The organism is Stenotrophomonas sp. 2694, assembly GCF_040548715.1.
Taxonomy (GTDB): Bacteria; Pseudomonadota; Gammaproteobacteria; order Xanthomonadales; family Xanthomonadaceae; genus Stenotrophomonas; species Stenotrophomonas indicatrix.
Window position 1 is genome coordinate 33,398 of the sequence record NZ_JBEPSG010000016.1, and the last position, 25,699, is coordinate 59,096.

27 protein-coding genes are annotated in these 25,699 nt (G+C 67.5%); 16 read left to right on the forward strand and 11 right to left on the reverse strand.

All coding sequences use genetic code 11. The features are described 5' to 3' along the window. Positions 1 to 13: 13 nt before the first annotated feature. From wrbA to ABIA73_RS16265, 3 genes are all read left to right on the forward strand, one after another. Entirely contained in the window at positions 14 to 607 is a 594-nt protein-coding gene (gene wrbA / locus ABIA73_RS16255) for an NAD(P)H:quinone oxidoreductase (RefSeq protein ID WP_025879137.1), read from the forward strand. Next, positions 604 to 939 (forward strand): DUF2069 domain-containing protein, encoded by a 336-nt coding sequence (locus ABIA73_RS16260; protein WP_354276023.1) that lies wholly within the window; start codon positions 604 to 606, stop codon positions 937 to 939. The genes wrbA and ABIA73_RS16260 overlap by 4 nt, the downstream gene beginning before the upstream one ends. 79 nt (positions 940 to 1,018) lie before the next feature. Further along, the gene (locus ABIA73_RS16265) at positions 1,019 to 1,504 is read left to right on the forward strand and encodes an asparaginase domain-containing protein (RefSeq protein ID WP_033830416.1); all 486 of its coding nucleotides are present in this window, start codon (positions 1,019 to 1,021) and stop codon (positions 1,502 to 1,504) included. A 379-nt stretch (positions 1,505 to 1,883) separates the two neighbouring features. Here the strand turns inward: ABIA73_RS16265 and ABIA73_RS16270 are convergent, their stop codons facing one another. The 3 genes from ABIA73_RS16270 to sufT all read right to left on the reverse strand — a co-directional run bounded on the left by ABIA73_RS16270 (position 1,884) and on the right by sufT (position 5,839). Next, positions 1,884 to 3,623 (reverse strand): S8 family peptidase, encoded by a 1,740-nt coding sequence (locus tag ABIA73_RS16270; protein ID WP_354276024.1) that lies wholly within the window; start codon positions 3,621 to 3,623, stop codon positions 1,884 to 1,886. Between the two features lie 510 nt (positions 3,624 to 4,133). After that, positions 4,134 to 5,228, reverse strand: a complete 1,095-nt coding sequence (locus ABIA73_RS16275) for a branched-chain amino acid aminotransferase (protein ID WP_354276025.1) — start codon at positions 5,226 to 5,228, stop codon at positions 4,134 to 4,136. Positions 5,229 to 5,287: 59 nt separating this feature from the next. Further along, on the reverse strand, positions 5,288 to 5,839 hold the full coding sequence (sufT, locus tag ABIA73_RS16280; RefSeq protein ID WP_025877975.1) for a putative Fe-S cluster assembly protein SufT: 552 nt from the start codon (positions 5,837 to 5,839) through the stop codon (positions 5,288 to 5,290). A 121-nt stretch (positions 5,840 to 5,960) separates the two neighbouring features. On the opposite strand from sufT, the gene ABIA73_RS16285 reads away from it, so the two are divergent. Beyond that, positions 5,961 to 6,380, forward strand: a complete 420-nt coding sequence (locus ABIA73_RS16285) for a hypothetical protein (protein WP_025877973.1) — start codon at positions 5,961 to 5,963, stop codon at positions 6,378 to 6,380. Positions 6,381 to 6,481: 101 nt separating this feature from the next. Here the strand turns inward: ABIA73_RS16285 and ABIA73_RS16290 are convergent, their stop codons facing one another. After that, a complete protein-coding gene (locus tag ABIA73_RS16290) occupies positions 6,482 to 7,942 on the reverse strand; it encodes an NAD(P)(+) transhydrogenase (Re/Si-specific) subunit beta (protein WP_025877971.1) in 1,461 nt (486 codons plus the stop codon). Beyond that, positions 7,939 to 8,259 carry an NAD(P) transhydrogenase subunit alpha part 2 gene (locus tag ABIA73_RS16295; protein WP_354276026.1) on the reverse strand — a complete coding sequence of 107 codons (321 nt, stop codon included), beginning with the start codon at positions 8,257 to 8,259 and terminating at the stop codon, positions 7,939 to 7,941. The genes ABIA73_RS16290 and ABIA73_RS16295 overlap by 4 nt, the downstream gene beginning before the upstream one ends. A 97-nt stretch (positions 8,260 to 8,356) precedes the next feature. Here ABIA73_RS16295 and ABIA73_RS16300 point away from each other — a divergent pair, with 97 nt between their 5' ends. From ABIA73_RS16300 to ABIA73_RS16310, 3 genes are read left to right on the forward strand one after another with little or no spacing between them, the layout of a single operon-like run. Then, positions 8,357 to 8,941 (forward strand): RNA polymerase sigma factor, encoded by a 585-nt coding sequence (locus ABIA73_RS16300; protein WP_080149966.1) that lies wholly within the window; start codon positions 8,357 to 8,359, stop codon positions 8,939 to 8,941. Continuing rightward, positions 8,938 to 9,264, forward strand: coding sequence for a hypothetical protein (locus tag ABIA73_RS16305; RefSeq protein ID WP_059066081.1), 327 nt, complete (start codon positions 8,938 to 8,940; stop codon positions 9,262 to 9,264). Before ABIA73_RS16300 ends, ABIA73_RS16305 begins: the two co-directional genes overlap by 4 nt. Before the next feature lie 3 nt (positions 9,265 to 9,267). Continuing rightward, positions 9,268 to 9,732, forward strand: coding sequence for a DUF3106 domain-containing protein (locus ABIA73_RS16310; protein WP_279208900.1), 465 nt, complete (start codon positions 9,268 to 9,270; stop codon positions 9,730 to 9,732). Positions 9,733 to 9,819: 87 nt separating this feature from the next. Here the strand turns inward: ABIA73_RS16310 and ABIA73_RS16315 are convergent, their stop codons facing one another. After that, complete coding sequence (locus ABIA73_RS16315) at positions 9,820 to 10,899, reverse strand: NAD(P) transhydrogenase subunit alpha (RefSeq protein WP_032977478.1); 1,080 nt, start codon at positions 10,897 to 10,899, stop codon at positions 9,820 to 9,822. Positions 10,900 to 10,951: 52 nt separating this feature from the next. Further along, a complete protein-coding gene (gene pacR / locus ABIA73_RS16320; RefSeq protein ID WP_080149968.1) occupies positions 10,952 to 13,273 on the reverse strand; it encodes a PacR family protein in 2,322 nt (773 codons plus the stop codon). 332 nt (positions 13,274 to 13,605) lie between these two features. Here pacR and ABIA73_RS16325 point away from each other — a divergent pair, with 332 nt between their 5' ends. The 4 genes from ABIA73_RS16325 to ABIA73_RS16340 are packed head-to-tail and all read left to right on the forward strand — an operon-like array spanning position 13,606 to position 16,466. Continuing rightward, entirely contained in the window at positions 13,606 to 14,184 is a 579-nt protein-coding gene (locus tag ABIA73_RS16325) for a nitroreductase family protein (RefSeq protein WP_025877963.1), read from the forward strand. Further along, a complete protein-coding gene (locus tag ABIA73_RS16330) occupies positions 14,169 to 15,125 on the forward strand; it encodes a 5'-3' exonuclease (protein ID WP_059066094.1) in 957 nt (318 codons plus the stop codon). Before ABIA73_RS16325 ends, ABIA73_RS16330 begins: the two co-directional genes overlap by 16 nt. Further along, positions 15,122 to 15,676, forward strand: a complete 555-nt coding sequence (locus tag ABIA73_RS16335; RefSeq protein WP_025877960.1) for an NUDIX hydrolase — start codon at positions 15,122 to 15,124, stop codon at positions 15,674 to 15,676. Before ABIA73_RS16330 ends, ABIA73_RS16335 begins: the two co-directional genes overlap by 4 nt. Further along, positions 15,669 to 16,466 (forward strand): N-formylglutamate amidohydrolase, encoded by a 798-nt coding sequence (locus ABIA73_RS16340; RefSeq protein WP_059066077.1) that lies wholly within the window; start codon positions 15,669 to 15,671, stop codon positions 16,464 to 16,466. Before ABIA73_RS16335 ends, ABIA73_RS16340 begins: the two co-directional genes overlap by 8 nt. Before the next feature lie 141 nt (positions 16,467 to 16,607). Here ABIA73_RS16340 and ABIA73_RS16345 read toward each other — a convergent pair whose 3' ends face one another. Further along, positions 16,608 to 16,832 carry a hypothetical protein gene (locus ABIA73_RS16345; RefSeq protein WP_140228208.1) on the reverse strand — a complete coding sequence of 75 codons (225 nt, stop codon included), beginning with the start codon at positions 16,830 to 16,832 and terminating at the stop codon, positions 16,608 to 16,610. Further along, positions 16,829 to 18,247: an MFS transporter gene (locus ABIA73_RS16350; protein ID WP_354276027.1), complete on the reverse strand. Its 1,419-nt coding sequence runs from the start codon at positions 18,245 to 18,247 to the stop codon at positions 16,829 to 16,831. Before ABIA73_RS16350 ends, ABIA73_RS16345 begins: the two co-directional genes overlap by 4 nt. 107 nt (positions 18,248 to 18,354) lie before the next feature. On the opposite strand from ABIA73_RS16350, the gene ABIA73_RS16355 reads away from it, so the two are divergent. Then, positions 18,355 to 19,239, forward strand: coding sequence for a LysR family transcriptional regulator (locus ABIA73_RS16355; protein WP_025877955.1), 885 nt, complete (start codon positions 18,355 to 18,357; stop codon positions 19,237 to 19,239). A 328-nt stretch (positions 19,240 to 19,567) separates the two neighbouring features. Here the strand turns inward: ABIA73_RS16355 and pip are convergent, their stop codons facing one another. Next, the gene (gene pip / locus ABIA73_RS16360) at positions 19,568 to 20,509 is read right to left on the reverse strand and encodes a prolyl aminopeptidase (protein WP_032977488.1); all 942 of its coding nucleotides are present in this window, start codon (positions 20,507 to 20,509) and stop codon (positions 19,568 to 19,570) included. A 49-nt stretch (positions 20,510 to 20,558) separates the two neighbouring features. Next, the gene (gene prmC, locus ABIA73_RS16365) at positions 20,559 to 21,416 is read right to left on the reverse strand and encodes a peptide chain release factor N(5)-glutamine methyltransferase (RefSeq protein WP_218788734.1); all 858 of its coding nucleotides are present in this window, start codon (positions 21,414 to 21,416) and stop codon (positions 20,559 to 20,561) included. A gap of 306 nt (positions 21,417 to 21,722) precedes the next feature. Here prmC and ahpC point away from each other — a divergent pair, with 306 nt between their 5' ends. From ahpC to rnk, 4 genes are all read left to right on the forward strand, one after another. Continuing rightward, positions 21,723 to 22,286: an alkyl hydroperoxide reductase subunit C gene (gene ahpC, locus ABIA73_RS16370; RefSeq protein ID WP_025877950.1), complete on the forward strand. Its 564-nt coding sequence runs from the start codon at positions 21,723 to 21,725 to the stop codon at positions 22,284 to 22,286. Positions 22,287 to 22,500: 214 nt separating this feature from the next. Then, positions 22,501 to 24,093, forward strand: coding sequence for an alkyl hydroperoxide reductase subunit F (gene ahpF / locus ABIA73_RS16375; protein WP_354276028.1), 1,593 nt, complete (start codon positions 22,501 to 22,503; stop codon positions 24,091 to 24,093). Between the two features lie 80 nt (positions 24,094 to 24,173). Continuing rightward, on the forward strand, positions 24,174 to 25,139 hold the full coding sequence (locus tag ABIA73_RS16380) for a LysR substrate-binding domain-containing protein (RefSeq protein WP_025877947.1): 966 nt from the start codon (positions 24,174 to 24,176) through the stop codon (positions 25,137 to 25,139). A 123-nt stretch (positions 25,140 to 25,262) separates the two neighbouring features. Then, the gene (gene rnk / locus ABIA73_RS16385; protein ID WP_025877946.1) at positions 25,263 to 25,667 is read left to right on the forward strand and encodes a nucleoside diphosphate kinase regulator; all 405 of its coding nucleotides are present in this window, start codon (positions 25,263 to 25,265) and stop codon (positions 25,665 to 25,667) included. Positions 25,668 to 25,699: the final 32 nt, after the last annotated feature.

Below are 25,699 nucleotides of genomic sequence, written 5' to 3' on the forward strand. Positions count from 1 at the left end.
AGAGCTGGGCGCGATGGGCGAAATCCTGGTGCTGTACTACAGCCGCGGCGGTTCGGTGGCACGGCTGGCGCGCCAGATCGCGCGGGGCATCGGCGAGGTTCCGGGCATGGCAGCGCGGCTGCGCACGGTGCCGCCGGTGGCTGCCGTTACCCAGACCGCGCAGCCGCCGGTACCCGACGATGGCGCGCCCTATGTAAGCGTGCAGGACCTGGCGGAGTGCCAGGGACTGCTGCTGGGCAGCCCTACCCGTTTCGGCAACATGGCCGCGCCGGTCAAGCATTTCCTTGACGGCCTCGGCGCCGAATGGGTGAACGGCACGCTGGCCGGCAAGCCGGCCGGGGTGTTCACGTCCACCGCGTCGATGCATGGCGGCCAGGAGTCGACCCTGCTGTCGATGCAGGTACCGCTGCTGCACCACGGCTGCCTGATCGTCGGCATTCCGTTCACCGAGCCGGCGCTGAGCCACACCACCAGTGGCGGCACGCCGTATGGCGCCAGCCACGTGGCCGGCGCCGCCGACGACCCGCAACCCACCGACGACGAGGCGGTACTGGCGCGGGCGCTGGGCCGGCGCGTGGCCGACATCGCGCAGCGGCTGGCGCGATGAGCACCGCGCCGCGCACCGTGCTGCTGCTGGCCCTGATGGGGCTGGCGGCGCTGTTTGCCGGCTGGTTCATCAACGACAGGCACTGGGTGGCCACCCAACTGGTGTTCACAGCGCCGCCGCTGGCGCTGGCCATCGCCCTGCGGCTGGGCTGGCGCAAGGCCGGGTTCTGGGCGGCGGTGCTGGCCCTGGGCTGGTTCAGCCACGGCGTGATGAGCGCCTGGAGCCATCCCGAGACCCGCTGGCTGGCACTGATCGAAATCGTGCTTGCGCTGCTGGTGATCTTTTCGGCCAGCCTGCCCGGCCTGCGCGCCCGTTTCGGGCGGCGGCGCTGACGCTGCGCCCGGTGGGCCGTATCATCTGCGTTCCCGGCCCCGCGCCGCTGTACCTGCCTTGGTTTCGCGCATGCACATGATGGAAGAGCTCCTGGTCGTCACCACCGGTGGCACGATCGACAAGATCTATTTCGACGACAAGTCGGACTACCAGATCGGCGACCCGCAGATCGGCATGATCCTGCGCGAACTGGGGGTCACGTTCCGTTTCAACGTGATTCCGATCCTGCGCAAGGATTCGCTGCACATCAACGACGACGATCGTGAGCTGATCCGCGCGACGATCGCTGCGCAGCCCACCCGCCACGTGCTGGTGACCCACGGCACCGATTCGATGGTGCAGACCGGCAAGGTGCTGGCGACGATCCCGGACAAGACCATCGTGATGACCGGTGCGCTGAGCCCGGCGCGTTTCCGTGGTTCGGATGCGGAGTTCAACATCGGCTGTGCGATCGGTGCGGTGCAGTCGCTGCCGGCGGGGGTGTTCATCGCGATGAACGGCCGGATCTTCGACCCGCAGCATGTGCGCAAGAACGTGGCGGCGAACCGGTTCGAGTCGGTTTGAGGGATTAAGGCGCGCTGTCGCGCGTCGGCGTTTCGGTTGCTGTAGTGGTGAGAGGCTCAGGCTCCCATCGCAGGACACGCCATAAACCCATCCTTGGGGGCTCGATGGCGCCTTGCTCGTGTGCGCTGTCCTGCGCACACGGCAAGACCGGGGTTGGGCGTCCTGCCCAACCCGCCCGAGGCATGCCTCGGGCCCATGGCGCCAACGGTCCTGCGTCGGGGGGATCCCCCCCTCCTGACAGATCATCGCGCGCGGCCAGCAAGGTCAAGGGCAGAGCAAGAGCAAATGCACTGCTGCACATTGCTTTCTCCGCTTCGCCGTCCCCCAAAAAAAACACCCCGGCCGAGGCCGGGGCGTGCCCATGGAGAGGGGCTTGGGCTCAGTACTGGGCGTTGACGGTCACGCCCGAGAAGGTGCTGTAGGCCTTCAGCCGCACGTACCAGGTACCGGCGGTGGGGCTGTTGACGGTGCAGGTCTCGTTGTTGCCGCTCAGGTACGGGCGGCAGGTGTAGACGGTGTCGGTCGGGGCACTGCCCTGGCGCAGGTACAGGTCGGCATCACCGCTGCCGCCACTGATCGCCACGCGCAGCTGCGTGCTGCCAGCCGGGACGTTGACGGTATAGCTGAGCGATGCACCGCTGGCTGCGCCGAGGCCGGTAACCGGCACGTTGTTCTGCAGCACGGTGCCACCCGGGTTGGGCGTGGTGCCGTTGATCGCGGCAGTCACCGCGGCATCGGCGTCGATGATGCCGGCGCCGCAACCACCCGAGCACGCACCCGGCAGCGGACGCGCGGTGCTCTTGATGATGCTTTCCACTTGCGCCGGGCTGAGCGGGCTCGGTGCCACCGACTGCATCAGTGCAACCACGCCCGCCACGTGCGGTGCCGCCATCGAGGTGCCGTTGTAGGATGCGTAACTGGCGCTGCCCGGGGTGGTGGTGCCGCTGTTGAGGGTGGACAGGATGCTCTGGCCCGGTGCGGAGATGTCGATGCCGGTGCCGTAGTTGGAGAAGCTGGCACGCGCACCCGCCGAGGTGGTGGCCGCCACGGCGATCACGTTCGGGCAGTTCGCCGGTACCGCGCTGGAGACGTTGGTGTTGCTGTTGCCGGCAGCGACCACCACGGTGGTGCCGCGGCCGACCGCGCCGTTGATCGCGTTCTGGTAAGTGGTCGAGCAGCTGCCGCCGCCGCCCAGCGACATGTTGATGACCTCGGCCGGGTTGGCATTGGCCGGCACACCGCTGACCGTGCCACCGGAGGCCCATACGATCGCGTCGGCGATGTCGGAGGTGTAGCCGCCGCACTTGCCGAGCACGCGCACCGGCACGACCTTGGCGTTGAAGGCGGTACCGGCCACGCCGGTGCTGTTGTTGGTCACCGCAGCGACCGTGCCGGCCACGTGGGTGCCATGCCAGCTGGAGTTCGAGCCCGGATAACCGGCCTGGCACTCGTTGTCGCCGTACCAGTCACCCTCATCGTTGGGATTGCTGTCACGGCCACCGCCATCGCGCGCCATCGCCGCGTCGCTGATGAAGTCATAGCCGGGCAGGATGTTGGCGTTGAGGTCGGCATGGTTGGTGATGCCGGTATCGATCACGGCCACGACCACACCGGTGCCGGTGGCCTTGTCCCAGGCCGGACGCACGTTGATCGAGGCGTTGGACGTACCGAAGCCCCATTGCTCGCTGAAACGGGTGTCGTTGGGGATCAGCGTCGCGCGCATGATCTGGTCGACTTCGACGTATTCGACGTTCGGGTCGGCGGCCAGCTTGCGCATCAGCAGCTCGGATTCGGCCTGGTCCAGCGCACGGTCGGTCCTGACCACGGTGGAGCCGACGGCAAGCCTGCGGACCTGCTGCAGGCCCAGCGCGCGGCCCTGGCTGCTGGCGATGCCGGCAGCGGCCGTCTTCAGCGAAGAGGCCAGCGCGGTGGTGTTGGCCACCGGCGCACTGCCGTCGCGGTACTTCACGATGAAACGCTGGTGGGTCGGCGCGGACTGCAGGCCGCTGAGCTGGACATCACCGGCCAGCGCAGGCGTGGCCAGCAGCAGCGATGACAGGACGGACGCACCAAGGACCACCCACACACGACGCACACGCGGTTGCGTTACCTGGGACATCGGATTTCCCTTCTAATGGTAGGAATGCCGGAATCGGCAGAAGCACCGGCCTGAACCGTGGGCTGGCTTGCGATGGCGAGGTTCGGGTCCGGCGAGCCAGCGGATTCCCCTGACCATCCGCTGTGTTGATGACGCTAGTGGCTCAAACCGGACACCACAAGATTTTCAGCGTCTTTTCAGCAAGATGAAATGTTGGATCTGAGACTTTCCGGGTCGAGGGTTTGTGAAGGTGAAGGAACTTTCGCGTCAGCTGCACGTACCTGACTGCGGAATGTCCTGTCCCACCATGTCTTTGCCGACATCGGCGAACAGCCGCCGGGCATGGCCCGGCGCTACCGTGGTACGCGTACATTCGCCGGGCATCGCCGCGCGCAGGGGGAGCCGTTGATCCTGGTAGCGCCGGGCCATGCCCGGCGGACGTACGCCTGAAACGCAGAAAGCCCGTCGCGGGGACGGGCTTTCCGGGGATGCGGCCGGGCGTAACCCGGCGCCAGCGTTCAGCGCAGGCGATCAGCCCAGCTTGACCAGCCAGCCGTGGCGGTCCGGCAGGCGACCGTACTGGATGTCGGTCAGTTCCTTGCGCAGTGACATGGTCACTTCGCCAGCCGGCGCATTGATGTCGCCCACCGAGAAGCCTTCGCCCTTCAGCTGGCCGATCGGGGTGACCACCGCAGCGGTACCGCAGGCGAACACTTCGGCGATCTCGCCGGAGGTCACGCCCTGCTTCCACTCATCGATGGTGACCTTGCGCTCTTCGACCTTCATGCCGCGGTCGCGGGCCAGCTGCAGGATGCTCTCGCGGGTGATGCCCTCGAGGATGCTGCCGGACAGTTCCGGCGTGACCAGGGTGCCGTCCTTGTAGACCAGGAACACGTTCATGCCGCCCAGTTCTTCCAGGTACTTGCCTTCGACCGGGTCCAGGAACAGCACCTGCGAGCAGCCCTGTGCCTGCGCCTTCTGCTGCGGCAACAGCGACGCGGCGTAGTTGCCACCGCACTTGGCCGCACCGGTACCGCCCTTGGCCGCACGCGCGTACTCGGTGGACAGCCAGATCGACACCGGGGCGACGCCCTTGGCGAAGTACGGGCCAGCCGGGCTGGCGATGACGTAGTAGCCGGCCTTGTGCGCGCCGCGCACGCCAAGGAACGCTTCATCGCCGATCATGAACGGACGGAAATACAGGCTCGACTCATCGGCCGACGGCACCCAGGCGCTGTCGACGGCGATCACCTGCTTCAGCGATTCGACGAAGATCTCCACCGGCAGTTCCGGCAACGCCAGGCGCTGCGCCGAACGCTGCAGGCGACGGCCGTTGGCATCGGGGCGGAAGGTCCAGATCGAACCATCGGCATGGCGGTAGGCCTTGATGCCTTCGAAGATCTCCTGGCCGTAGTGCAGCACGGCCGCGGCCGGGTCCAGCTGCAGCGGACCATAGGCACGCACGTTGGCGTTGTGCCAGCCGGCATCCTTGTCCCAGCGCACTTCCACCATGTGGTCGGTGAAGTGCAGGCCGAAGCCCGGCTTCTCCAGGATCTGGGCGCGCTCTTCAGCGCTGCGCGGGTGGTCCGAACGGGTGACGGCGAAGCTGGGAATGGACTGGGACACCGGAGATTTCCTGTTCTGGTTGCGGGTAATGCCGGGCCCGCGTCACTGCGGGCCGTGGGTCAAAGCATGCCGGTTTCGAGCCGTGCGGCCTCGGACATCATGTGCTGGTTCCACGGCGGGTCGAAGACCAGCTCGACGTCGGCCTCGGCCACCGTCGGGATCATTTCAAGCTTGCTGCGCACGTCGTCGACCAGGATGTCGCCCATGCCGCACGCAGGCGCGGTCAGGGTCATCTTCACGTCGATCTCGCGCTGCCCTTCGTCCAGGTGCTTGATCTCCACCTCGTAGACCAGGCCCAGTTCGACGATGTTGACCGGAATTTCCGGGTCGAAACAGGTGCGCAGCTGCTGCCAGACCAGTTGCTCGACCTGCTCGTCGCTGGCATCGTCGGGCAGTTCCAGCGGTGCCGGCGCCTCCTTGCCGATGGCATCGCCATCCTTGCCGGCGATGCGGAACAGATTGCCCTCGACGAACACCGAATAACTGCCGCCCAGCGCCTGGGTGATGTACCCATAGCTGCCGGCGGGCAAGGTCACGGTGTCGCCCTGCGGGACCATCACGGCCTCGCAATCGCGTTCGAAGTGGACAGGTTCGCTGCTACGGGAATACATGGGGACCGATATGGGGCTGCGGCATAAGCCACGCAAGCGGCCATTCTAGCGTAGGCGCCCCGCCCTCGCCGGTGCACTGCGGCAAACCACAGTATCCTGTGGGCGACCTTCAGGAGCTTCGATGTCCTCCAATGCCGCACGCGCCAGGACCGTTACCTGGCTCTGGCCCTTCATGTTGTTGCTGGCGCTGGCCACCGCCCCCCTCGCCTGGATGCTGATCGCCCTGTTCACCGGCCGTCCGGTCGGCTGGATGGCGGTACTGACCGCCCTGGAACTGGTATTCATGCTGCGTCTGGGCACGCTCGGTCCCGGCAAGCTTCGCATCGCCCTGGTCGTGCTGGGCACGCTGCTGGTGGCCGCGATCTCGAACTGGGCGATCGCCAGTGCCTGGATGGGCGGTTCGATGGGCCTGAACCCCTGGGACGCCTCGCTGCGGATGGGCCCGCACCTGGCCTGGACGCTGATCACCCTGGCCAATGGCGTGGTCGAGTGGCTGTGGCTGGCGGTGGGCGTCGCCGTAGGCGCCTGGCTGGCGCGTTGATCGCGCCGGTGATGCCCTGGTAGATCCACGCCATGCGTGGATGGGGTGGTTGGATCCGGGGTCAGAGCCCTTTCCTGCGGAAAGGGATCCGACCCCAACCCTCAATGCCCGCCGTCGAGCGCCTTCAGCTCGCTGACCAACGACGCCGCCGCCTCGGCACCATCGCCGTAGAGCATGCGGGTGTTGTCGGCATAGAACAGCGCATTCTCGATACCGGCAAAGCCGGTACCCTTGCCGCGCTTGATCACCACCACGTTGCGGGCATTGACCACGTCCAGTACCGGCATGCCGTAGATCGGACTGGCCGGATCGGTGCGCGCCACCGGGTTGACCACGTCGTTGGCGCCGATCACCAGCACCACGTCGGTAGTGGCGAACTCGGGATTGATGTCGTCCATGTCCGCGATCAGGTCGTACGGCACCCCCGCTTCGGCCAGCAGCACGTTCATGTGCCCGGGCATGCGCCCGGCCACCGGGTGGATGGCGAACTTGACCTTCACCCCGCGCGTGATCAGCCGCTGCGCCAGCTCCCAGATCTTGTGCTGGGCCTGGGCCACGGCCATGCCATAGCCGGGCACGATCACCACGCGTTCGGCAAAGCCCATCATCGCCGCCACGTCGGCCGCCTCGATGGGCTTCTGCGAACCGGAAATCGCCTGCGCCTCACCACCGGCGCCACCACCGAAGTTGGAGAACAGCACGTTGCGGATCGGCCGGTTCATCGCCTTGGCCATCAACCGGGTCAGCAGAATGCCGGCCGCACCGACCATCATGCCGGCGATGATCAGCGCCTCGTTGCCCAGCACGTAGCCTTCGAACGACACCGCCAGGCCGGTGAACGCGTTGTACAGCGAGATCACCACCGGCATGTCGGCGCCACCGATCGGCAACGTCATCAACACGCCCAGCGCCAGGGCCAGCACGAAGAAGGCGACGATCGCCCACGTGCTGAGCGTACTGGCGGCGATGATGCCCAGCACCACCACGGCCAGCGCCACCAGCAGGTTCATCACCTGCTGGCCCGGCCAGGTCACGCGCTTGTCGAGGCGGCCATCGAGTTTGGCCCAGGCGATCACCGAGCCGGACAGCGACACCGCACCGATCGCCGCGCCCACCACCGCCAGCACCAGCACCGTGCCGGACGGCTGCCGCGCGGCCAGATCGGCCAGCGCCTGCGCACTCCAGTGGGTGGTATCGCGATTGGCCAGGAACGCATAGCGCAGCAGTTCCACCGCACCGATGGCGGCCGCCGAGCCGCCGCCCATGCCGTTGTACAGCGCGACCATCTGCGGCATGTCGGTGACGGCGACCTTGCCCGCCGACCACCAGGCCAGGCCGGCCCCCAGCAGCAGTGCCACCAGGATCAGCGGCACGTTGTGCAGTTCGGGCAGGAAGAAGGTCGCCACCGTGGCCAGCAGCATGCCCAGCCCCGCCCAGCGGATACCGCTGCTTGCGGTCATCGGCGAGGCCATGCGCTGCAGGCCGAGCAGGAACAGGGTGGCGGCGACCAGGTAGCTGGCCTTGACCAGCCAATCGAGCAGTTCGACGGTGCTGATGTTCAAGCCTGCGGCTCCTTCGGTTCATCGTTGCCGGCCTTGCGCACGCTCGGCTTGAACATTTCCAGCATGCGCGCGGTGACCACATAGCCGCCGGCGGCGTTGCCGGCGCCGAGCACCACGGCGAGGAACCCCAGCACCTTCTCCAACGGCGTCTGTGCGTGCCCCAGCACCACCATCGCGCCGATCAGCACGATGCCATGGATGAAGTTGGAGCCCGACATCAACGGGGTATGCAGGATCACCGGGACCCGGGAAGTGATCACGTGGCCGGCAATGGCGGCCAGCATGAAGATGTACAGCGCCACGAACCCGTCACTCACCGGCAACGCTCCTGCTCTGTCTTCGTCGCCCCATCATAACCATGGGCTGAACCCTGCGCGCGTCCCGGTCAACCACGGCCGCGCTCACGCGTTGTCGATGGTGACCCCTGCCGAGGAACCGTACCCTGTGCTGGTGAGCAGCCCTGTCCCCTCAACCACCGATGCCGACGCCGTTCCGGCCTCGCTGGAAGCGTTCCTGGCCAGCGTCGGGCCGCGCGCCTTCCGCTTCGCCGAGGCCGGTCTGCGCCAGCGTGATGACGCGCTGGATGCGGTGCAGGACGCGCTGCTGCGCATGCTGGACTATGCCGACAAGCCGGCCGCCGAGTGGGCGCCGTTGTTCTGGAGCATCCTGCGCCGGCGCGTGATCGACCTGCAGCGCCGCCGCCGTTTCCGCCTGCCGTTCTGGCGCGACAACCAGGATGCCGATGGCGGCGAGATCGACTGGGCCGACCCCGCACCGGACCCTTCGCAGGCGCACGAGCAGCGCCAGCAGTACCAGCAGCTGGTGCAAGCACTGCGCGACCTGCCCGCCCGCCAGCGCGAGGCATTCACCCTGCGCGTGCTGCAGGACCTGGACGGGGCCACCACCGCCCGCGCCATGGGCTGCAGCGAAGGCGCGGTAAAGACCCATCTGGCGCGCGCCCGACAGGCGCTGCAGAATCAACTGGAGATGCACCCGTGAACCGCCCCCTGCCTTCCGATGACGCCCTGCGCAGCCTGCACGCGCAGTCGCTGCAGGCGCTGTCGCCGGCCACCCTGGCACGCCTGCGCAGTGCCCGTCACAACGCCGGTGCGGCGCACGCCGGGCGCTGGCGCTGGTGGCTGGCCAGCGCCTGTTCGCTGGTGATCGCGCTGGGCATCGGCGTCCAGTTCGTCGGCCCGGGCGATCACCAGGGCCCGATCAGCACGCCGATCGTCGCTGCGGAAGAAGACAATGGCGTGCTGTACGACGAGAATCCCGATCTGTACCTGTGGCTGGGCGACAACGACCTGGCGATGGAGTGAACCATGCTGCGATACCCCTCCCTGCCCCTGCTGATCGCCCTGACCCTGCTGCCCGCTGCATCGGCACTGGCGCAGGCCACCGCGCCGGTGCCTGCCGCGCGGCCGGCACCGGCTGCCGCGCCGCTGCCGAACTGGGAACAGCTGAGCCCGGCCCAGCGCGAAGCGCTGTTGGCCCCACTGCGTGACCGCTGGAACGGCGCCGATTCCGCGCAGCGCCAGCGCATGCTGTCGCACGGCCAGCGCTGGCAGTCGATGAGCCCGGAAGAACGCGACAAGGCCCGCCGCGGCCTGCGCCGCTTCGAGCACATGAGCCCGGAACAGCGCGAGCAGGCCCGGGCGTTGTTCGGCCAGATGCGTGACCTCAGTCCGGCCCAGCGCGATGCCATGCGCGAGCGCTGGTCGCAGATGACCGCAGACGAACGCAGGGAATGGGTGCGGGACAACCCGCCGCCGGCGAAGCCGCGGTAACCCGCCATCGAAGGCGGACCGCCGGGCCATGCCCGCGGGTTCACCGGATGTCGCTGCACCCGCCGGGCATGGCCCGGCGCTACCGGCTTACGCCTGCCAGCGCGTTTTCGCCAGCAGTTCGTCTTCCCAGTCGAAGCCCAGCTGGCCGTCGCGCACGAACAGGGCGACGAAGTTCATCAGGTTGCGCGCATACATCTCGCTGGCCTGGGTGGCACCCCGGCTGGCCAGGCCCAGCGGGCCATCGATGGTCACGCCCTGGTGCTCGATGCATTGGCCGGGCTCGGTCAACGCGCAGTTGCCACCGCTCTCGGCGGCCAGATCGACGATCACGCTGCCGGCGGCCATGCCTTCGACCATCGCGGCGGTGACGATCGTCGGCGCCTGACGTCCCGGCACCGCGGCAGTGCAGATCACCACGTCCACGCTGCGCAGGTGGTCGCCAAGACGGCGCTGCTGTTCACCACGCTCTTCATCGGTCAGCGCCCGCGCATAACCGCCCTCGCCTACCGCGCTCACCCCCAGGTCGAGGAAGCGCGCACCAAGCGACTGGATCTGTTCGCGGGTTTCCGGGCGCACGTCGAAGCCCTCCACCTGCGCACCCAGGCGGCGTGAGGTGGCAATGGCCTGCAGGCCGGCGACACCGGCGCCGATCACCAGCACCTTGGCTGGACGCACGGTACCGGCCGCCGTGGTCAGCATCGGGAAGAAGCGCGGCGCGCGTTCGGCAGCAATCAATGCCGCCTTGTAGCCGGCCATGCCGGCCTGCGAACTGAGTACGTCCATCGCCTGTGCGCGCGTGGTGCGCGGCAACTGCTGCAGCGGGAACAGGTGCAGGCGGTCATCCGAGGCCAATGCGGCCAACGCAGGGTCGGCCGCCGGGGTCAGCAGGCCGACCACACTGGCGCCCGGCTTGAGCTGGGCCAGTACCTCGGCCGGTGGCGCCTGCACGCACAGCAGGATGTCGATCTCGGCCCAACGGGCGGCGTCGAAGGCGCGGGCACCTGCGTCGTCGTAGGCGGCATCGGTGAAACCGGCCGTCTGGCCCGCACCCGGCTGATACCACACGGTGATGCCCAGCGCACCGAGCTTGCGCGCCGTTTCCGGCGTGAGCGCAACGCGTCGTTCGCCCGGCGCGGTCTCCTTGATCCCCAGCAACGCCACGGCCATGCAGATTCCCGCTGATCGGTGAGTGGGTCCGATCCTAGCAGGCGTACGTGGCTCAGTGCAGCGTCGCACCACCCGGGTCGAGGCGGTCGAGCACGCCCTGCATGGCGCTGTCGAAGGCGCCATCGTCGATGTGGGGACGCAGGCGACCCAGCCGCACCATCACCGCCAGTTCTTCGGGTGAGGCCACGCAGAAGCGCACGCCACGCCGGTTGACGAACAGCAGGCGCGAGGAAATCGGGCTGATCCAGGACAGTTTGCCCGCCTGCACCTTGCCATCCTTGTCGACGAAGTCCAGCCAGTTGCCGATCTCCATCCGGCGGAAGCGGTCGGCATCGGCATTGTCGAAATCGTCGGTATTGAAGGTACCGCCCAGTTCCACTGCCGGTGTTTCCGGGGCCGGCGGCGCGGGCAGCACCACCTGCGGCAGCTCCGGCAACGCGCGCTGCAGCTCCGGTCGCGATTCGGCGATGCCCTGCAATGTGTCGTGCAGCGCATCGATGGCTGCGGTGGCTGCGTCGCCATGCACGCCGACGCTGGCAAACACCTTGGCCAGCATCGGCTGCCAGGCCTGCAGCCACGGCTTGCCGACGATCTGCCGGCGGGCCTCGGCCACTTCCTCAAGCAGGCCATCAGCCAGGGTCAGCGCCTCGGCCACCGAGGCACCCTCCTCGCCCTCGCGCAGCAGCGCCAGGGTCAGGTGGTGCTGCCAGGGCTGGCGCAGGAACTCGGCGATGGCCGGCGGCAGGGTGGCATCGCCGATGCGGCGATCCAGTTCGGCGCCGGCACGGGTGCGGGCCATTTCCAGTTTTTCCTGGCCGCGCTGGGTCTCGGCGGCCCGGCGCTCGGCGATTTCCACGCGACGGCGGTGCTGTACCAGGAAATCGCGGAATTCTTCTTCCAGGGTCAGGAAGATCGCCAAGTTCTCGTTGAACTCGGCGACCAGCCGCTCGATGATCTCCTCCACCTTGGCCATCAGCATGCGTTCGGCCTGGCTTTCGCCGGTGTTGCCCTCGCAGGCTTCGGCCAGCGAGTTGAGCAGCTTGCGCGCCGGATGGGTCTTCTGCACGAACATGCGGCGGTCCAGCATCGCCACCTTCACGAACGGAACCACCAGGCGGCCGATCAGCTCGCGCGAGCGGCCTTCCAGTTCGCGCTCATCGAGCATCACGTCGAACAGCATGCCGACCAGGTCGATCGCATCCTCGTCCTGCGCGTCCAGCCGGGTCTGGCCCGGGTCGACGCCCAGCCGGGTAGCGCTGGACAGCACTTCGCTCTTCAGCCGCTGCGCCAACGATTCGCCGTCCTCGCCGATCGCCGCACGCAGGGTCGCACTGGGCGTGGCCTGCAGCAGCGACAGCACCGACATCATTTCGCGCTGGCTCAACGGGCGATGCTGGCCGACCGCGACCTGCGCCGCAGAGGTTGCGTCGTCGCGCACGTGGCGGGTCTGCTGCAGCAGTTCGTGCAGGGCTTCCAGCAGCATGCCCTGCTGGCCGGAATAGGCTTCACCGGACGGGTTCTCCTCGCCACCAGCATGTTGCTGCATGTGGCCACGACGCTCCGACCAGCGCGCGGCAAATCGCTGCGCCCAGGCCGGTGCGGCCTGTTCGTCGTCATTGAATTCGTTGTCAACGCCCGGCGCCGTGCGCTGCTCGACCAGATCATCCAGGCCATGCGGAACGTGCTGCGCCGGGGCCGGCGACAGTGGTCGGCGCGGGGCACCCATCTGCGACATCACCCCGGCCGCGGCCAGGTGCTCGTCCAGCTTCTCGTAGATGCGGCCCACCGGCGCGCGCAGGTCGCGCTCGCACAGCTTGATCAGCACCAGGTGTACTTCCGGGGCCAGCTCACAGCCGGCGAAGGCTTCGTGGATGGCCACGCCCAGATGCTCGGGGCTGATCGGGTTGCGGTCGGCGTCGAGTTCGATACCGCCGCCCAGCCAGCCCAGGCGGCGGTCGAGCCGCGCCAGCACCGGCTTGAAGTCGCGCAGCAGCACGGTGGCGAAGTTGCGCACCGCCAACCGCGATTCCAGTACATGTTCCGGCACCAGGCTCAGGCCATCCTGGGCCTGCCCGGCCAGGGTCAGCTCGGCAGAGAGCGGCTCGCCTGCAGCCAGACCGTCCCAGGCATGGCCAAGATGGCCGGCAAAGCCACCGGCGATCTCCTCACGGCGGCGGCGCAGCTCGCGCATCGCGTCCAGGAACAGCAACTGCGACGAGCCGGCATTGCCGGCACGGTCGAACAGGGCATCGTCGAAGCGGGCCAGTGCCGCGCCAAAGGCCTGGCACAACGCCGGCAGGACGATGTCCCGGGCAAGCTGGAGCTGGGCCGGGTCACGGCCCGGCGATCCCATCGGAGTGGGCGCGCTCATCATTCGGGAAGGCTCCCCACCTTCTCTGGTGCGACAGACATCATGGACATCGCGACGGCCGGTACACCCCATGCACCGGTCCCTCGATGGTAGGCCGCCCAGCCCATCGCGGACAGTGAAACAGTCCTCACTTCAAACCTCATGAACGGCGGCCCGGCAATATTACGTATCGTAAGCCGTGCGGGGCCTGCGAGGCGAGGGGAAGCGGGGCTCCGTGATCCGCCAGTGGCATGATGTTCATCACAGTTTGCTATTCAGGGGTCTGACGCGACACAAACGGCGTCATCTACCTCCCCGACTATAATCAGCGACCCGTGATGACCGGTTCAGACTCCATGCCCGACCCTGCCGCCCTGCTCGCCCTGGATGCCCGCCGCTCGGTGCCCTCGCGGCAACTGGGCGAGCCCGGACCGGACCCGGCCACCCTGCAGCGGATGCTGACCTCGGCGGTCCGCGTGCCCGACCACGGCAAGCGCGTACCGTTCCGCTTCCTGAAGATCGCCGGCGATGCGCGTCACACTCTGGGCGACTTCCTGGCCGCGCGCAGCCGTGAGCGCGACCCGCATGCCGGCGACGCCGTGTTCGAGAAGGACCGCCAGCGCTTCAGCCATGCACCGCTGGTGATCGTGGTGGTGGCCAGCCCCCGCCCGGACCCGAAGGTACCGGCACAGGAACAGCTGATGACCGCCGGCTGTGTGTGCTTTGCTCTGTTGCAGGCGGCACAGGCGCTGGGCTTCGGCGCGCAGTGGCTGACCGCATGGATGGCCTTCGATCCTGCCGTGCACGCCCACCTGGGGCTGGCCGAGGGCGAAGGCATTGCCGGCTTCATCCACATCGGCACGCCCAAGGCCGAAGTCCCTGAGCGCGAGCGCCCCGATGCCGCGGCCCTGCTGCAGGACTGGACCGGCCAGTGAACGCCGTGATTCCCGTGGCGATACCGCCGCCGCTGTACCTGGTCGACGCCAGCATCTACGTGTTCCGCGCCTGGCATTCGCTGCCGGACGAATTCCAGGACAGCCAGGGCTGGCCGACCAACGCCGTGCACGGCTTCGCCCGTTTCCTGCTGGACCTGCTGGAGCGCGAACGCCCCCGGCACATCGCCATCGCCTTCGACGAAGCACTGGACAGCGGCTTCCGCCACCGCCTGTACCCGGCCTACAAGGCCAATCGGGACCCGGCGCCGGAAGCGCTCAAGCGCCAGTTCGTGCACTGCAAGGCGTTGTGCGCAGCGCTCGGCCTGGCGGTGCTTGCCCACCATGATTACGAAGCCGACGACCTGATCGGCAGCGCCCTGCATGGCCACCGCAGCAGCCATCGCGGCGTGATCATTTCCGCCGACAAGGACCTGTCTCAGCTGCTGCTCGACCATGACGAGCAATGGGATTACGCACGCAACCAGCGCTGGGACGTGGCCGGGGTCAAGGCCCGGCACGGCGTACACGCGCACCAGATCGCCGATTACCTGGCGCTGTGTGGCGATGCGGTCGACAACATTCCGGGCATCAGCGGTGTCGGTGCCAAGTCGGCGGCCGTGCTGCTGGCCCATTTCGGCAGCATGGACGTGCTGTTCGAACGCCTGGACGAAGTGCCGTTCCTGCGCCTGCGCGGCGCGGCCCAGATGGCCGTGCGCCTGCGCGAGCAGCGCGAGCACGCCCAGCTCTGGCGCCAGCTGACCACCATCGCACTGGACGCACCGTTGGAAGGTTGCCAGCCCGGCATGCCGCGCCAGGCGGCCGATCCAGAGCTGCTCGGCGGCCTGTGCCAGACCCTGCGCTTCGGCCCCATGACCCGCCGCCGGCTGTTCAGTGCCGCCGGCATTTCCGACCCCGTCCCTACTTCCAGCGAGCCCGCATGAGCCAGCGCAACACCGAAGCACCGCGTGTCGTCTACGAAGGCAAGTACCAGCGCATGGTCGTGCGTGGCAGCTGGGAATACAGCGAACGCACCCACGCCGGCGGCCTGGCCGCGATCATCATTGCCGTCACCCCCGAGGACAAGGTGCTGTTCGTCGAACAGTTCCGCGTGCCGCTGCAGGCGTCGACCATCGAGATGCCGGCCGGGCTGGTCGGCGACATCGATGCGGGCGAGTCCATCGAAGTTTCCGCTGTACGCGAGCTGGAAGAGGAAACCGGCTGGACCGCCGAGCACGCCGAAGTGCTGATGATCGGCCCCACCTCCTCCGGTGCCAGCAGCGAGAAGATCGCCTTCGTGCGTGCCACCGGCCTGCGTCGCATCGGCGAAGGCGGCGGCGACGAGAGCGAGGACATCACCGTGCATGAAGTGCCGCGCACGCAGGCGGCCGCCTGGCTGGTGCAGAAAATGGCCGAAGGCTATGAAGCCGATGCCAAGCTGTGGGCCGGCCTGTGGATGATCGAGCACCACCTGGACGGCCGGCCCCGTGGCTGACGCCGACCTGCGCGCGCTGCCGGCACTGCTGGGCGCCGACGATCCGGCGATCTTCAGCGTGCACCGTGCGCAGGGCGCCTCACCGTTCCTGCTGCTGGCCGACCATGCCGGCCAACAGGTGCCGCGTGCACTGGCCGACCTTGGATTGCCGCAGGCCGAACTGGACCGGCATATCGGCTGGGACATCGGCATCGGCGGCACCACCCGTGCATTGGCCGAGCGGCTGGATGCGTGGGCGATCGAGCAGACCTATTCGCGGCTGCTGATCGACTGCAACCGGCCGTTGGTTTCGCCCACGCTGATTCCCGAGGTCAGCGACCACACCCTGGTGCCGGGCAATGCCGGGCTGTCGCCCGCACAGCGGCAGCAGCGCATCGATGCGATCCACGCGCCCTACCATGCACGCATCGATGCCGAACTGGAGGCGCGCCGCGTTGCGGGACGGCCGACGCTGCTGGTGATGATGCACAGCTTCACCCCGGTGATGAACGGCATGCAGCGCCCCTGGCACGCCGGCGTGCTGTACCACCAGGACACACGCTTTGCCCACGCGTTGCTGCAGGCACTGCGCGATGAAGGCGACCTGGTGGTGGGCGACAACGAACCGTATTCGGTCAACAGCAGCAGCGACTACGCGGTGCCGGTGCATGGCGAAGGTCGCGGCCTGGTGCATGTGGAACTGGAAATCCGCCAGGACCTGATCGCCGATGCCGCCGGGCAGCAGGCATGGGCGGAGCGGCTGGCGCGTATTTTCAGCGCCTTGCAGCCGCAGTTGTTGGCGTTGGGATGACCGCATCCACGCATGGCGTGGATCTACCCGGAATCGGTACATCCACGCATGATGTAGATCTGCCCGGGATCGGTAGTGCCGGCCGCTGGCCGGCAACCTCAGGATAGCTGGATCATTGCAGTTGCCGGCCAGCGGCCGGCACTACCGCAGCATCAGCGCATCCATCGACCGGAACGGTTGCACGGCCTCGGGCACTTCACCGTCATCATCGAACGCGGCGTCTTCATCTGCCGGCAACCAGAAACGCGCAGCCAGCAGATCGCCCTCGCTGGCATGCACCCAGCCGAACGACGCCCATACGTCGTGGTCGTCATTGCAGGCGGCAAACGCGTCCAGCGTCTGGCGAAGATCAAGCAGTGCAATCATGCGTCGTTGGGCAGCGCGTCGGGAGAGCTGCAGTCTACCCGTGCCGGACGCAGGCCCAGCGCGATGAGCACGCCGAGCGCGGCGAACAGCGCTGCGCCGTACTGTGCATTGATCATGCCCTGCAGGGCATCAGGACTGGTTGCCGCCTGCGTGCCGCGTGCGGCGTTGGCCACCATTACCAGTACTGCCAGTCCCAACGCGCCGCCGATCTGCTGTGCGGTAGCGGCCATGCCCGACGCTACACCCTGCTGCGGCCCCGGCACGCCCTGCCCGGCCACGATCCACATCGCCGTCCAGCTCATGCCCTGGCCCACGCTGAGCACCACGATGCCCGGCAGCAGCGGCCAGTAGCTGGCGCCGTGCGGCATCGCCAGCGCCACCGCGGTGATGCCGATGGCACCGGCGGCGAAGCCCCAGGCCAGCACCTGCCGCGGCGAACGGCGCTGCAGCATGCGCTCGGCAATGCGGATGCCGAAGGTGCATACCAGCGTCGGCAGCAGGAAGGCCATGCCGGCCTGCAGCGGGCTCCAGCCGTAGCCATCCTGGAAGTACAGCGCCAGGAAGTAGTACTGCACGCCATAGCTGCTCATGAACGCGAAGGTCAGGCCGAGTGCTGCACGCAGGCCGGGCAGGCGCAGCAGCGCGAACTGCATCAGCGGGTCGCGGCTGCGCTTTTCGATCTGTACGAACACCGTCAGCAGCACGGCTGACAGCAACAGGCAGATGAGCGTGGCCGGCGCGGTCCAGCCCCATTCCGGCCCCTGCACCAGGGTGGTGACCAGCAGGCTGCCGCCGGCGGTGACGGTGAGGCAACCGGCCAGATCGAAGGAACGGCCGCGCACGCGCGGGCCATCGGCCGGCAGCCACGCGCCCGCGGCGACCGCACAGGCCGTGGCCAACGGCACGATCACCGCCAGCACCGCCGGCCAGCCGAAGGCTTGGGTCAGTACACCGCCCAGCAGCGACCCCAGCGCGAGGCCCGCCGCGCTGGCCATGCTCCAGATTGCCAGCGCGCGGTTGCGCACCGGGCCTTCTGCATACAGCGTATTGATCAGGGCCAGGGTGGCCGGAAACAGCAGCGCCGCACCGATGCCCTGCGCCGCACGTGCCACGATCAGCAGCGTGGCATTGGGCGCCAGCGCACCCAGCAGCGAGGCCAGCGCGAACAGCAGCATGCCCAGCCGGTAGAAGCGGCGGCGGCCCAGCAGATCGGCCGCACGCCCGCCCAGCAGCAGGCTGCCGCCAAAGGCCACCGTATAGGCGCTGACCACCCACTGCAGCTGCTGCGCATTGATCTGCAGCGCGCGGCCCATGTCGTGCAGGGCGACGAAGATGATGGTGGCGTCCAGAGCGATGATCAGCTGCGCGGTGGCCAGCAGGGTCAGCGCCCAGCGCGGGTATTTCAGGGGAGGCATGCGGCGCCCGGTTCGGAGGGGGGGACGGCAGTCTCATTGATGCAGCTGAATCAATAAACCCCCTCAGCGCGATTTCTGTCATGATTTTCCGCATGAATGGATCCTCGATGGACCTCAACGCGGTGCGCATGCTGGTGCAGGTGGCTGAGGCGCGCAGCTTCACCGTCGCCGCCGGCCAGCTCGGCTTGAGCCAGTCCGGGCTGTCACGCGCGATCGGCCGGCTGGAAGCCTCGCTGGGGGTAAAGCTGCTGCAGCGGAATACGCGCAATGTCGCGCTGACCCCGGATGGCCAGCAGTTCGTCGAGCAGGTGGGACCGTTGCTGTGCGGGATGGAAGACGCCGAGCGGCTGCTGGCCGACCGCCCCTGTACGCCCTCGGGTGTGCTGAAGATCAGCGCTCCGTCGATGTTCGGGCGCAAGGTGCTGGTGCCGTTGCTGGGACCGTTGCTGCAGCAGCATCCGCAGCTGCAGGTGGAAGCGGTGCTCAGCGACCGCCTGGTGGATCTGGTGGAGGAAGGCTTCGACGCCGCCCTGCGCACCGGCACCATCGCCGACCAGCGCATGGTGGCGCGTCCGTTGAAGCCACTGCGCTGGGTGACCGTGGCCAGCCCGGCCTACCTGGCCGCGCAGGGTGAGCCGGCCGATGTGGCGGCATTGCAGAACCATGCCTGCCTGGCGGTGCGCAACCTGCGCAGCGGCCGGCTGGTGGACTGGCAGTTCCTGCAGGACGGGCAGCTGCGCGAGGTCACGCCGCCGACGCAGATGGTGTTCGACTGCGGCGACCCGTTGGTGGAGGCAGCGATTGCGGGCATCGGCATCGTGCAGGTGATGGATTTCGCGGTGGCCGACGCGTTGGCCGATGGCCGCCTGCAGCGCGTGCTGCAGCCGTTTGAAGGCCGCAGCCGCGCGCTGTCGTTGATCTACCCGCCCTCGCGCCAGCACTCACCGAAACTTCAGGTGCTGGCCGAAGCGTTGTTGGCCGGGGATTGGTAGATCCACGCCATGCGTGGATGAGCGTTTCAACGCAAAAGCCGCCGGGCATGGCCCGGCGCTACCGGGCCGTAGTAGATCCACGCCATGCGTGGATGAACGTTTCAACGCAAAAGCCGCCGGGCATGGCCTGGCTCTACCGGGCCGTAGTAGATCCACGCCTTGCGTGGATGAACGTTTCAACGCAAAAGCAGCCAGGCATGGCCTGGCTCTACTGGGCCGTGGTAGATACACGCCGCGCGTGGATGAGCGTTTCAACGCAAAAGCCGCCGGGCATGGCCCGGCGCTACCGGTAAGGCGTTGCCGGCCAGCGGCCGGCACTACCCCACGATCAGGCGAAACTATCGGTGGCACGCACCAGCGCGTCGACGTTCTCTGCTTCGAACGCCGAATGCCCCGAGGCCGGGGTGATCTCCAGCTTCGCCTTCGGCCACACCTTGGTCAGGTCCCAGGCATTGGCCAGCGGGCAGACCACGTCGTAACGGCCGTGCACGATCACGCCCGGGATGTCGGCGATGCGGTGCGCGTCGCGCAGCAGCTGGTCTTCCACTTCGAAGAAACCGCCGTTGACGAAGTAGTGGTTCTCGATGCGGGCAAACGCCAGCGCGAAGTGCGGGTCTTCATGGCTGTTGATGAAGTCGTCGTCCACGTGCAGGAAGCTGGTTGCGCCCTCCCACACCGCCCAGGCCTTGGCCGCGTCCAAGCGCGTTGCTTCGTCTTCGCTGGTCAGGCGGCGATGGAAGGCCGAAATCAGGTCGTGGCGTTCCACCGCCGGAATCGGCTTGAGGTAGTGCTCCCACGCATCCGGGAACAGGCGGTTGGCGCCTTCCTGGTAGAACCATTCCAGCTCCCAGCGGCGCAGCATGAAGATGCCGCGCAGCACCAGTTCGGTCACGCGCTGCGGATGGGTCTGCGCATAGGCCAGCGCCAGGGTCGAGCCCCAGCTGCCACCGAACACCTGCCAGCGATCGACCTTGAGGTGCTCGCGCAGCTTCTCGATGTCGGCCACCAGGTCCCAGGTGGTGTTGTCCACCAGATCGGCATGCGGGGTGGAACGACCGGCACCGCGCTGGTCGAACAGAATGATGCGGTACTTGGCCGGGTCGTGGAACTGGCGCATCTTGTCGCTGCAGCCGCCGCCGGGCCCACCATGCAGCATCACCACCGGCTTGCCGTCCGGGTTGCCGCACTGTTCGAAGTACAGCGTGTGGCGGTCGTCGACCTTCAGGGTGCCGACGTCGTAAGGGGTGATGGCGGGGTACAGCGTACGCATGCTTGCAGCTCCGTGGTGGTGCCCTGCCCTTGGCAGGAGAACCCCCATTCTAGGCCGGTCGCCGGCCCAGGGTGACCCGGTCGCGCTGCTCCAGGTCCTGCACGGTCTGCACGTCGATGTAGCCGGCCTGCTCGAACAGCGCGCCGATGGCATCGCCCTGGTCCCAGCCGTGCTCGATCAGCAGCCAGCCGCCGGGCTGCAGGTGGTCGCCGCCGCCGACGATGATGCGACGGATGTCGTCCAGCCCATCAACGCCCGAGGCCAGCGCCGTGGCCGGCTCGAAGCGCAGGTCGCCCTGTTGCAGGTGCGGGTCGTCGCTCGCGATATAGGGAGGATTGCTGGCGATCAGGTCGAAGCGTTCACCGTGCAGCGGCGCGTACCAGTCGTGACCACCTTCAGCAAAACGCACGTTGCCCAGCTCGTGGCGCGCGGCGTTGCGGGCCGCCACCGCCAGCGCAGCGGAACTGGCGTCGGTGGCCAGCACCTGCGCCTGCGGTCGTTCGCTGGCCAGGGCCAATGCAATCGCGCCGCTGCCGGTGCCAAGATCGGCCAACCGCAGTGCACGGTCCGGCGGCAGCCGCTCCAGCGCCAGTTCCACCAGCAGTTCGGTTTCCGGGCGCGGAATCAGAGTGGCGGGGTCGACTTCCAGATCGAGGGTCCAGAAACCACGACGGCCGGTCAGGTAGGCCACCGGCTCGCCAGCCAGGCGCCGGCCCAGCAAGGCCTCGAACGCGGCCTGCTCGGCGGCGGGCAGTGGATCGGTGGCGTGCGCGAACAACCAGCTGCGCGGTCGCTGCAGCACATGCAGCAGCAGCAGCTCCGCTTCATGACGGGCCTCTACGCCCCCCAGGCGGCCGCTGGCGTCGGCCACGACCTGGCGCAGGGACGGTTCGAAATCGGCGGGCATGGCAGGCACTGGCGCGGGCGGTGGGCCCGCAATTGTAGAGTCTGGATACCGTTCAGGTTCGCTGGGGCGGGATTCGCTGCGGTGGGATATGAGAGACCTATCGACCGGTTTCCGCAGCCGCTGATGATTTCCCTTGTCATACAGCGGGTTGCAGGATGCAGGTGGCCTGATTCATTGCCGGCTCAGCGCACATCAATAGACTGCATCTATCAAATAGATGTAATCAATGCATTGTCCTTATCGAAATGGAACCAGTAACCTAGGTCCTGTCGATTCACCCACTCCCCTTCACCCAGAGGAAAAACGATGTCCCTGATCAACACCCAGATCCAGCCGTTCGAAGCCAACGCTTACCTGAATGGCGAGTTCATCAAGGTCTCCGACAGCACCCTGAAGGGCCAGTGGTCGGTCCTGATCTTCATGCCGGCAGCCTTCACCTTCAACTGCCCGACCGAGATCGAAGACGCCGCTGACCATTACGCCGAGTTCAAGAAGGCCGGCGCCGAGGTCTACATCGTCACCACCGACACCCACTTCTCGCACAAGGTCTGGCACGAAACCTCGCCGGCCGTGGGCAAGGCCCAGTTCCCGCTGGTCGGCGACCCGACCCACCAGCTGACCCGCGCCTTCGGCGTGCACATCGAAGAAGAAGGCCTGGCCCTGCGCGGCACCTTCATCATCAACCCGGAAGGCGTGATCAAGACCCTGGAGATCCACTCCAACGAGATCGCCCGTGACGTCTCCGAGACCCTGCGCAAGCTGAAGGCTGCCCAGTTCACCGCCGCCAACCCGAACCAGGTCTGCCCGGCCAAGTGGAAGGAAGGCGAGAAGACCCTGACCCCGTCGCTGGACCTGGTCGGCAAGATCTAAAGCAGCACCGGCCTGCCGCAGCCCCACGCTGCGGCGCGCCCATCCCCGTGCCGGCCACATCGCCGGCGTGGGGGTGAACCCAAGACGGCCGCGCCCGCATCGCCCCTTCCACAGGTCCGCGCTGTCCTCTTGGGTTCACCCCTACCCCCTCGCTGGTCCGCTACCTTCTACAGCGGTGCCACGCCCCCGTTTTGCCTGAAGCCAGGAGAAGACCATGTTGGACGCCAACCTGCAGTCGCAGCTGAAGACCTATCTGGAGCGCGTGACCCGCCCGATCCAGATCACCGCGCATGCCGACGACGGTGCCAAGTCGCAGGAGATGCTGGAACTGCTGCAGACCCTGGAAAGCCTGTCGGACAAGATCTCGCTGCAGGTGCTGCGCGACGGCCATGGCCGCGTGCCGTCCTTCGACCTGGGCACGCCGGGCCAGGACATCCACCTGACCTTCGCCGGCCTGCCGATGGGCCACGAGTTCACTTCGCTGGTGCTGGCCCTGCTGCAGGTCGGCGGGCATCCGTCCAAGGCCACTGCCGAGCTGATCGAGCAGGTGCAGAACCTGGAAGGCGACTACCGGTTTGAAACCTATTTCTCGCTGTCCTGCCAGAACTGCCCGGACGTGGTGCAGGCACTGAACCTGGCCGCGGTGCTCAACCCGCGCATCCAGCACGTGGCCATCGACGGCGCGCTGTTCCAGGAGGAAGTCGAGCAGCGCGAGATCATGTCGGTGCCGACCGTCTACCTCAACGGCGCGGTGTTCGACCAGGGCCGCATGACCTTGGAGCAGATCGTGGCCAAGCTGGACACCAACGCCAGCAAGCGCGATGCCGAGAAGATCGCCGCCAAGGACGCCTTCGACGTGCTGGTGGTCGGTGGTGGCCCGGCCGGCGCCGCTGCGGCGATCTATGCCGCGCGCAAGGGCATCCGTACCGGCATCGCCGCCGAGCGTTTCGGTGGCCAGGTGCTGGACACCATGGCGATCGAGAACTTCATTTCGGTGAAGGAGACCGAAGGCCCGAAGCTGGCCACGGCGCTGGAACAGCACGTGCGCGAGTACGAAGTCGACATCATGGACCTGCAGCGCGCCAGTGCGCTGGTGCCCGCTGGCGAAGACGGCCTGGTGCAGGTGCAGCTGGAAAACGGCGCGGTGTTGAAGTCGCGCTCGGTGATCCTGTCCACCGGCGCGCGCTGGCGGCAGATGAACGTGCCCGGCGAAGACCAGTACCGCAACAAGGGCGTGGCGTACTGCCCGCACTGCGATGGCCCGCTGTTCAAGGGCAAGCGCGTGGCGGTGATCGGTGGCGGCAATTCCGGCGTTGAAGCGGCCATCGATCTGGCCGGCATCGTGTCGCATGTGACCCTGCTGGAGTTCGATTCCAGCCTGCGTGCCGACGAAGTGCTGCAGAAGAAGCTGCGCAGCCTGGCCAATGTCACCGTGCTGACCAGCGCGCAGACCACCGAAGTGCTGGGCGACGGCAGCCGCGTCACCGGCCTGGTCTACAAGGACCGTGTCGGCGGCGACTCCCATCGCGTCGAACTGGAAGGCATCTTCGTGCAGATCGGCCTGCTGCCGAACACCGAATGGCTGAAGGACACCGTGGCCCTTTCGCCGCGTGGCGAGATCGTCATCGATGACCGCGGGCAGACCAATCTGCCGGGTGTGTTCGCCGCAGGCGATTGCACGACGGTACCCTACAAGCAGATCATCATCGCGATGGGCGCCGGTTCGACCGCCGCACTGAGCGCTTTCGATCACCTGATCCGCTCCTCGGTTCCCAAGAGCAGCGGTGCGGTGGCCGAAGCGGCCTGATCCAACGTTCCCAGGCCATCGGGAGCACCATCGACCGGCTGGGCACACCCTGCCGGTGCAGTACCCCGAGAGGTCTGAGGATGAACCTGCGTGACCTGAAATACCTGGTGGCCCTGGCCGATCACAAGCACTTCGGCCGGGCCGCCGCCTCCTGCTTCGTCAGCCAGCCAACGCTGTCGACCCAGATCCGCAAGCTGGAAGAGGAACTGGGCCTGCCGCTGGTGGAACGCGCACCGCGCAAGGTGATGTTGACCCCCGCCGGCCACGAAGCGGCCGCGCGGGCACGGGTGATCGTGGCCGAAGTGGAGCAGCTGAAGGAAGCGGCGCGACGCAGCCGCGATCCCGAAGCGGGCACGGTGCGCCTGGGGATCTTCCCCACCTTGGGCCCGTATCTGTTGCCGCACGTGATTCCGCGCATCCGCACGCGCTTCCCCGAGCTGGAACTGCTGCTGGTGGAGGAAAAGAGCGATGTGCTGCTGGAGCGCCTGCGCGAAGGCAGGCTCGACGCCGCGCTGTTGGCACTGCCGGTGATCGACGACCAGCTGCACGCCGAATTCCTGTTCGAGGAACCGTTCCTGCTGGCCGTATCCGGCCGCCACCCGCTGGCCACGCGCGAGCATCTGGACGTACAGGAACTGGCCACGCAGAAGCTGCTGCTGCTGGAAGACGGCCACTGCCTGCGTGACCAGGCGCTGGAAGTCTGTCGCCTGTTCGGCGCCAACGAAAAATCCGAATTCCGCGCCACCAGCCTGGAAACGCTGCGACAGATGGTCGCCGCCGACGTGGGCATCACCCTGCTGCCCAGCCTGTCGGTACAGCCGCCGGTGCCGCGCTCGAACAACATCCGCCTGCTCGACTTCGTCGGCGAGGGCCGTCCCAGCCGTCGCATCGCCATGATCTGGCGGCGCAGCTCGGCAATGAACGAGTTCCTGATGGAGCTGGCCGAGCAGTTCAAGCGCCTGCCCGATGCGCTGTTCACGCTGGAGGCGCTGGCCCCGCCAAGCGGCGATGCTGCCACCCCGCCCACGCCGGTGCTGAACGGCTGAGACACCGCAGCCGGGCATCGAAACCGGCGGGAGTCGATTCCGGCCGCATTTGTCCCCACAATACAGTCAGGCGGCGCCAGCAGGTGCCGCCTTTTGCATGGCTTTCAACCAAGGAGCGTCACCATGAACACCGCCAGCGGCCTTCCGCCGTCGATCACTGTTTCCACCCTCGACATGGACCGCCTGGACGCCATGCTCGAATCCCCGGCACACAGCCAGACGCCGGCCGCGCGTACGCTTGCCGACGAGCTCAACCGCGCAACCGTGTTGCCGCCAGACCAGATTCCCGAAGGCATCGTCATGATGCATTCGCGCGTGGAGTGCGAAGATGAAGTGTCGGGCGAGAAGCATGTCCTGACCCTGGTCTTCCCCCGCGAAGCCAATGTCGATGAAGGCAAGGTGTCCGTGCTGGCGCCCGTCGGCAGCGCCCTGCTTGGCCTGGCCGTTGGCCAGAGCATCGACTGGACCGCCCCGGGCGGCCGCAAGCTGCGGCTGCGCGTGAGCGCGGTCCACAACGACCGTCCCTGACCTGCGCTGCGAACCGCGCGCGATCAGTTTCC

Excerpts from the sequence above, each read along its gene's own strand:
- wrbA (WP_025879137.1), top strand. The coding sequence starts at position 14 with ATGGGCGAAATCCTGGTGCTGTACTACAGCCGCGGCGGTTCGGTGGCA.
- ABIA73_RS16260 (WP_354276023.1), top strand. The coding sequence starts at position 604 with ATGAGCACCGCGCCGCGCACCGTGCTGCTGCTGGCCCTGATGGGGCTG.
- ABIA73_RS16265 (WP_033830416.1), top strand. The coding sequence starts at position 1,019 with ATGGAAGAGCTCCTGGTCGTCACCACCGGTGGCACGATCGACAAGATC.
- ABIA73_RS16270 (WP_354276024.1), bottom strand. The coding sequence starts at position 3,623 with ATGTCCCAGGTAACGCAACCGCGTGTGCGTCGTGTGTGGGTGGTCCTT.
- sufT (WP_025877975.1), bottom strand. The coding sequence starts at position 5,839 with ATGTATTCCCGTAGCAGCGAACCTGTCCACTTCGAACGCGATTGCGAG.
- ABIA73_RS16285 (WP_025877973.1), top strand. The coding sequence starts at position 5,961 with ATGTCCTCCAATGCCGCACGCGCCAGGACCGTTACCTGGCTCTGGCCC.
- ABIA73_RS16300 (WP_080149966.1), top strand. The coding sequence starts at position 8,357 with ATGGTGACCCCTGCCGAGGAACCGTACCCTGTGCTGGTGAGCAGCCCT.
- ABIA73_RS16310 (WP_279208900.1), top strand. The coding sequence starts at position 9,268 with ATGCTGCGATACCCCTCCCTGCCCCTGCTGATCGCCCTGACCCTGCTG.
- ABIA73_RS16315 (WP_032977478.1), bottom strand. The coding sequence starts at position 10,899 with ATGGCCGTGGCGTTGCTGGGGATCAAGGAGACCGCGCCGGGCGAACGA.
- pacR (WP_080149968.1), bottom strand. The coding sequence starts at position 13,273 with ATGATGAGCGCGCCCACTCCGATGGGATCGCCGGGCCGTGACCCGGCC.
- ABIA73_RS16325 (WP_025877963.1), top strand. The coding sequence starts at position 13,606 with ATGCCCGACCCTGCCGCCCTGCTCGCCCTGGATGCCCGCCGCTCGGTG.
- ABIA73_RS16335 (WP_025877960.1), top strand. The coding sequence starts at position 15,122 with ATGAGCCAGCGCAACACCGAAGCACCGCGTGTCGTCTACGAAGGCAAG.
- ABIA73_RS16345 (WP_140228208.1), bottom strand. The coding sequence starts at position 16,832 with ATGATTGCACTGCTTGATCTTCGCCAGACGCTGGACGCGTTTGCCGCC.
- ABIA73_RS16350 (WP_354276027.1), bottom strand. The coding sequence starts at position 18,247 with ATGCCTCCCCTGAAATACCCGCGCTGGGCGCTGACCCTGCTGGCCACC.
- ABIA73_RS16355 (WP_025877955.1), top strand. The coding sequence starts at position 18,355 with ATGGACCTCAACGCGGTGCGCATGCTGGTGCAGGTGGCTGAGGCGCGC.
- pip (WP_032977488.1), bottom strand. The coding sequence starts at position 20,509 with ATGCGTACGCTGTACCCCGCCATCACCCCTTACGACGTCGGCACCCTG.
- prmC (WP_218788734.1), bottom strand. The coding sequence starts at position 21,416 with ATGCCCGCCGATTTCGAACCGTCCCTGCGCCAGGTCGTGGCCGACGCC.
- ahpC (WP_025877950.1), top strand. The coding sequence starts at position 21,723 with ATGTCCCTGATCAACACCCAGATCCAGCCGTTCGAAGCCAACGCTTAC.
- ahpF (WP_354276028.1), top strand. The coding sequence starts at position 22,501 with ATGTTGGACGCCAACCTGCAGTCGCAGCTGAAGACCTATCTGGAGCGC.
- ABIA73_RS16380 (WP_025877947.1), top strand. The coding sequence starts at position 24,174 with ATGAACCTGCGTGACCTGAAATACCTGGTGGCCCTGGCCGATCACAAG.
- rnk (WP_025877946.1), top strand. The coding sequence starts at position 25,263 with ATGAACACCGCCAGCGGCCTTCCGCCGTCGATCACTGTTTCCACCCTC.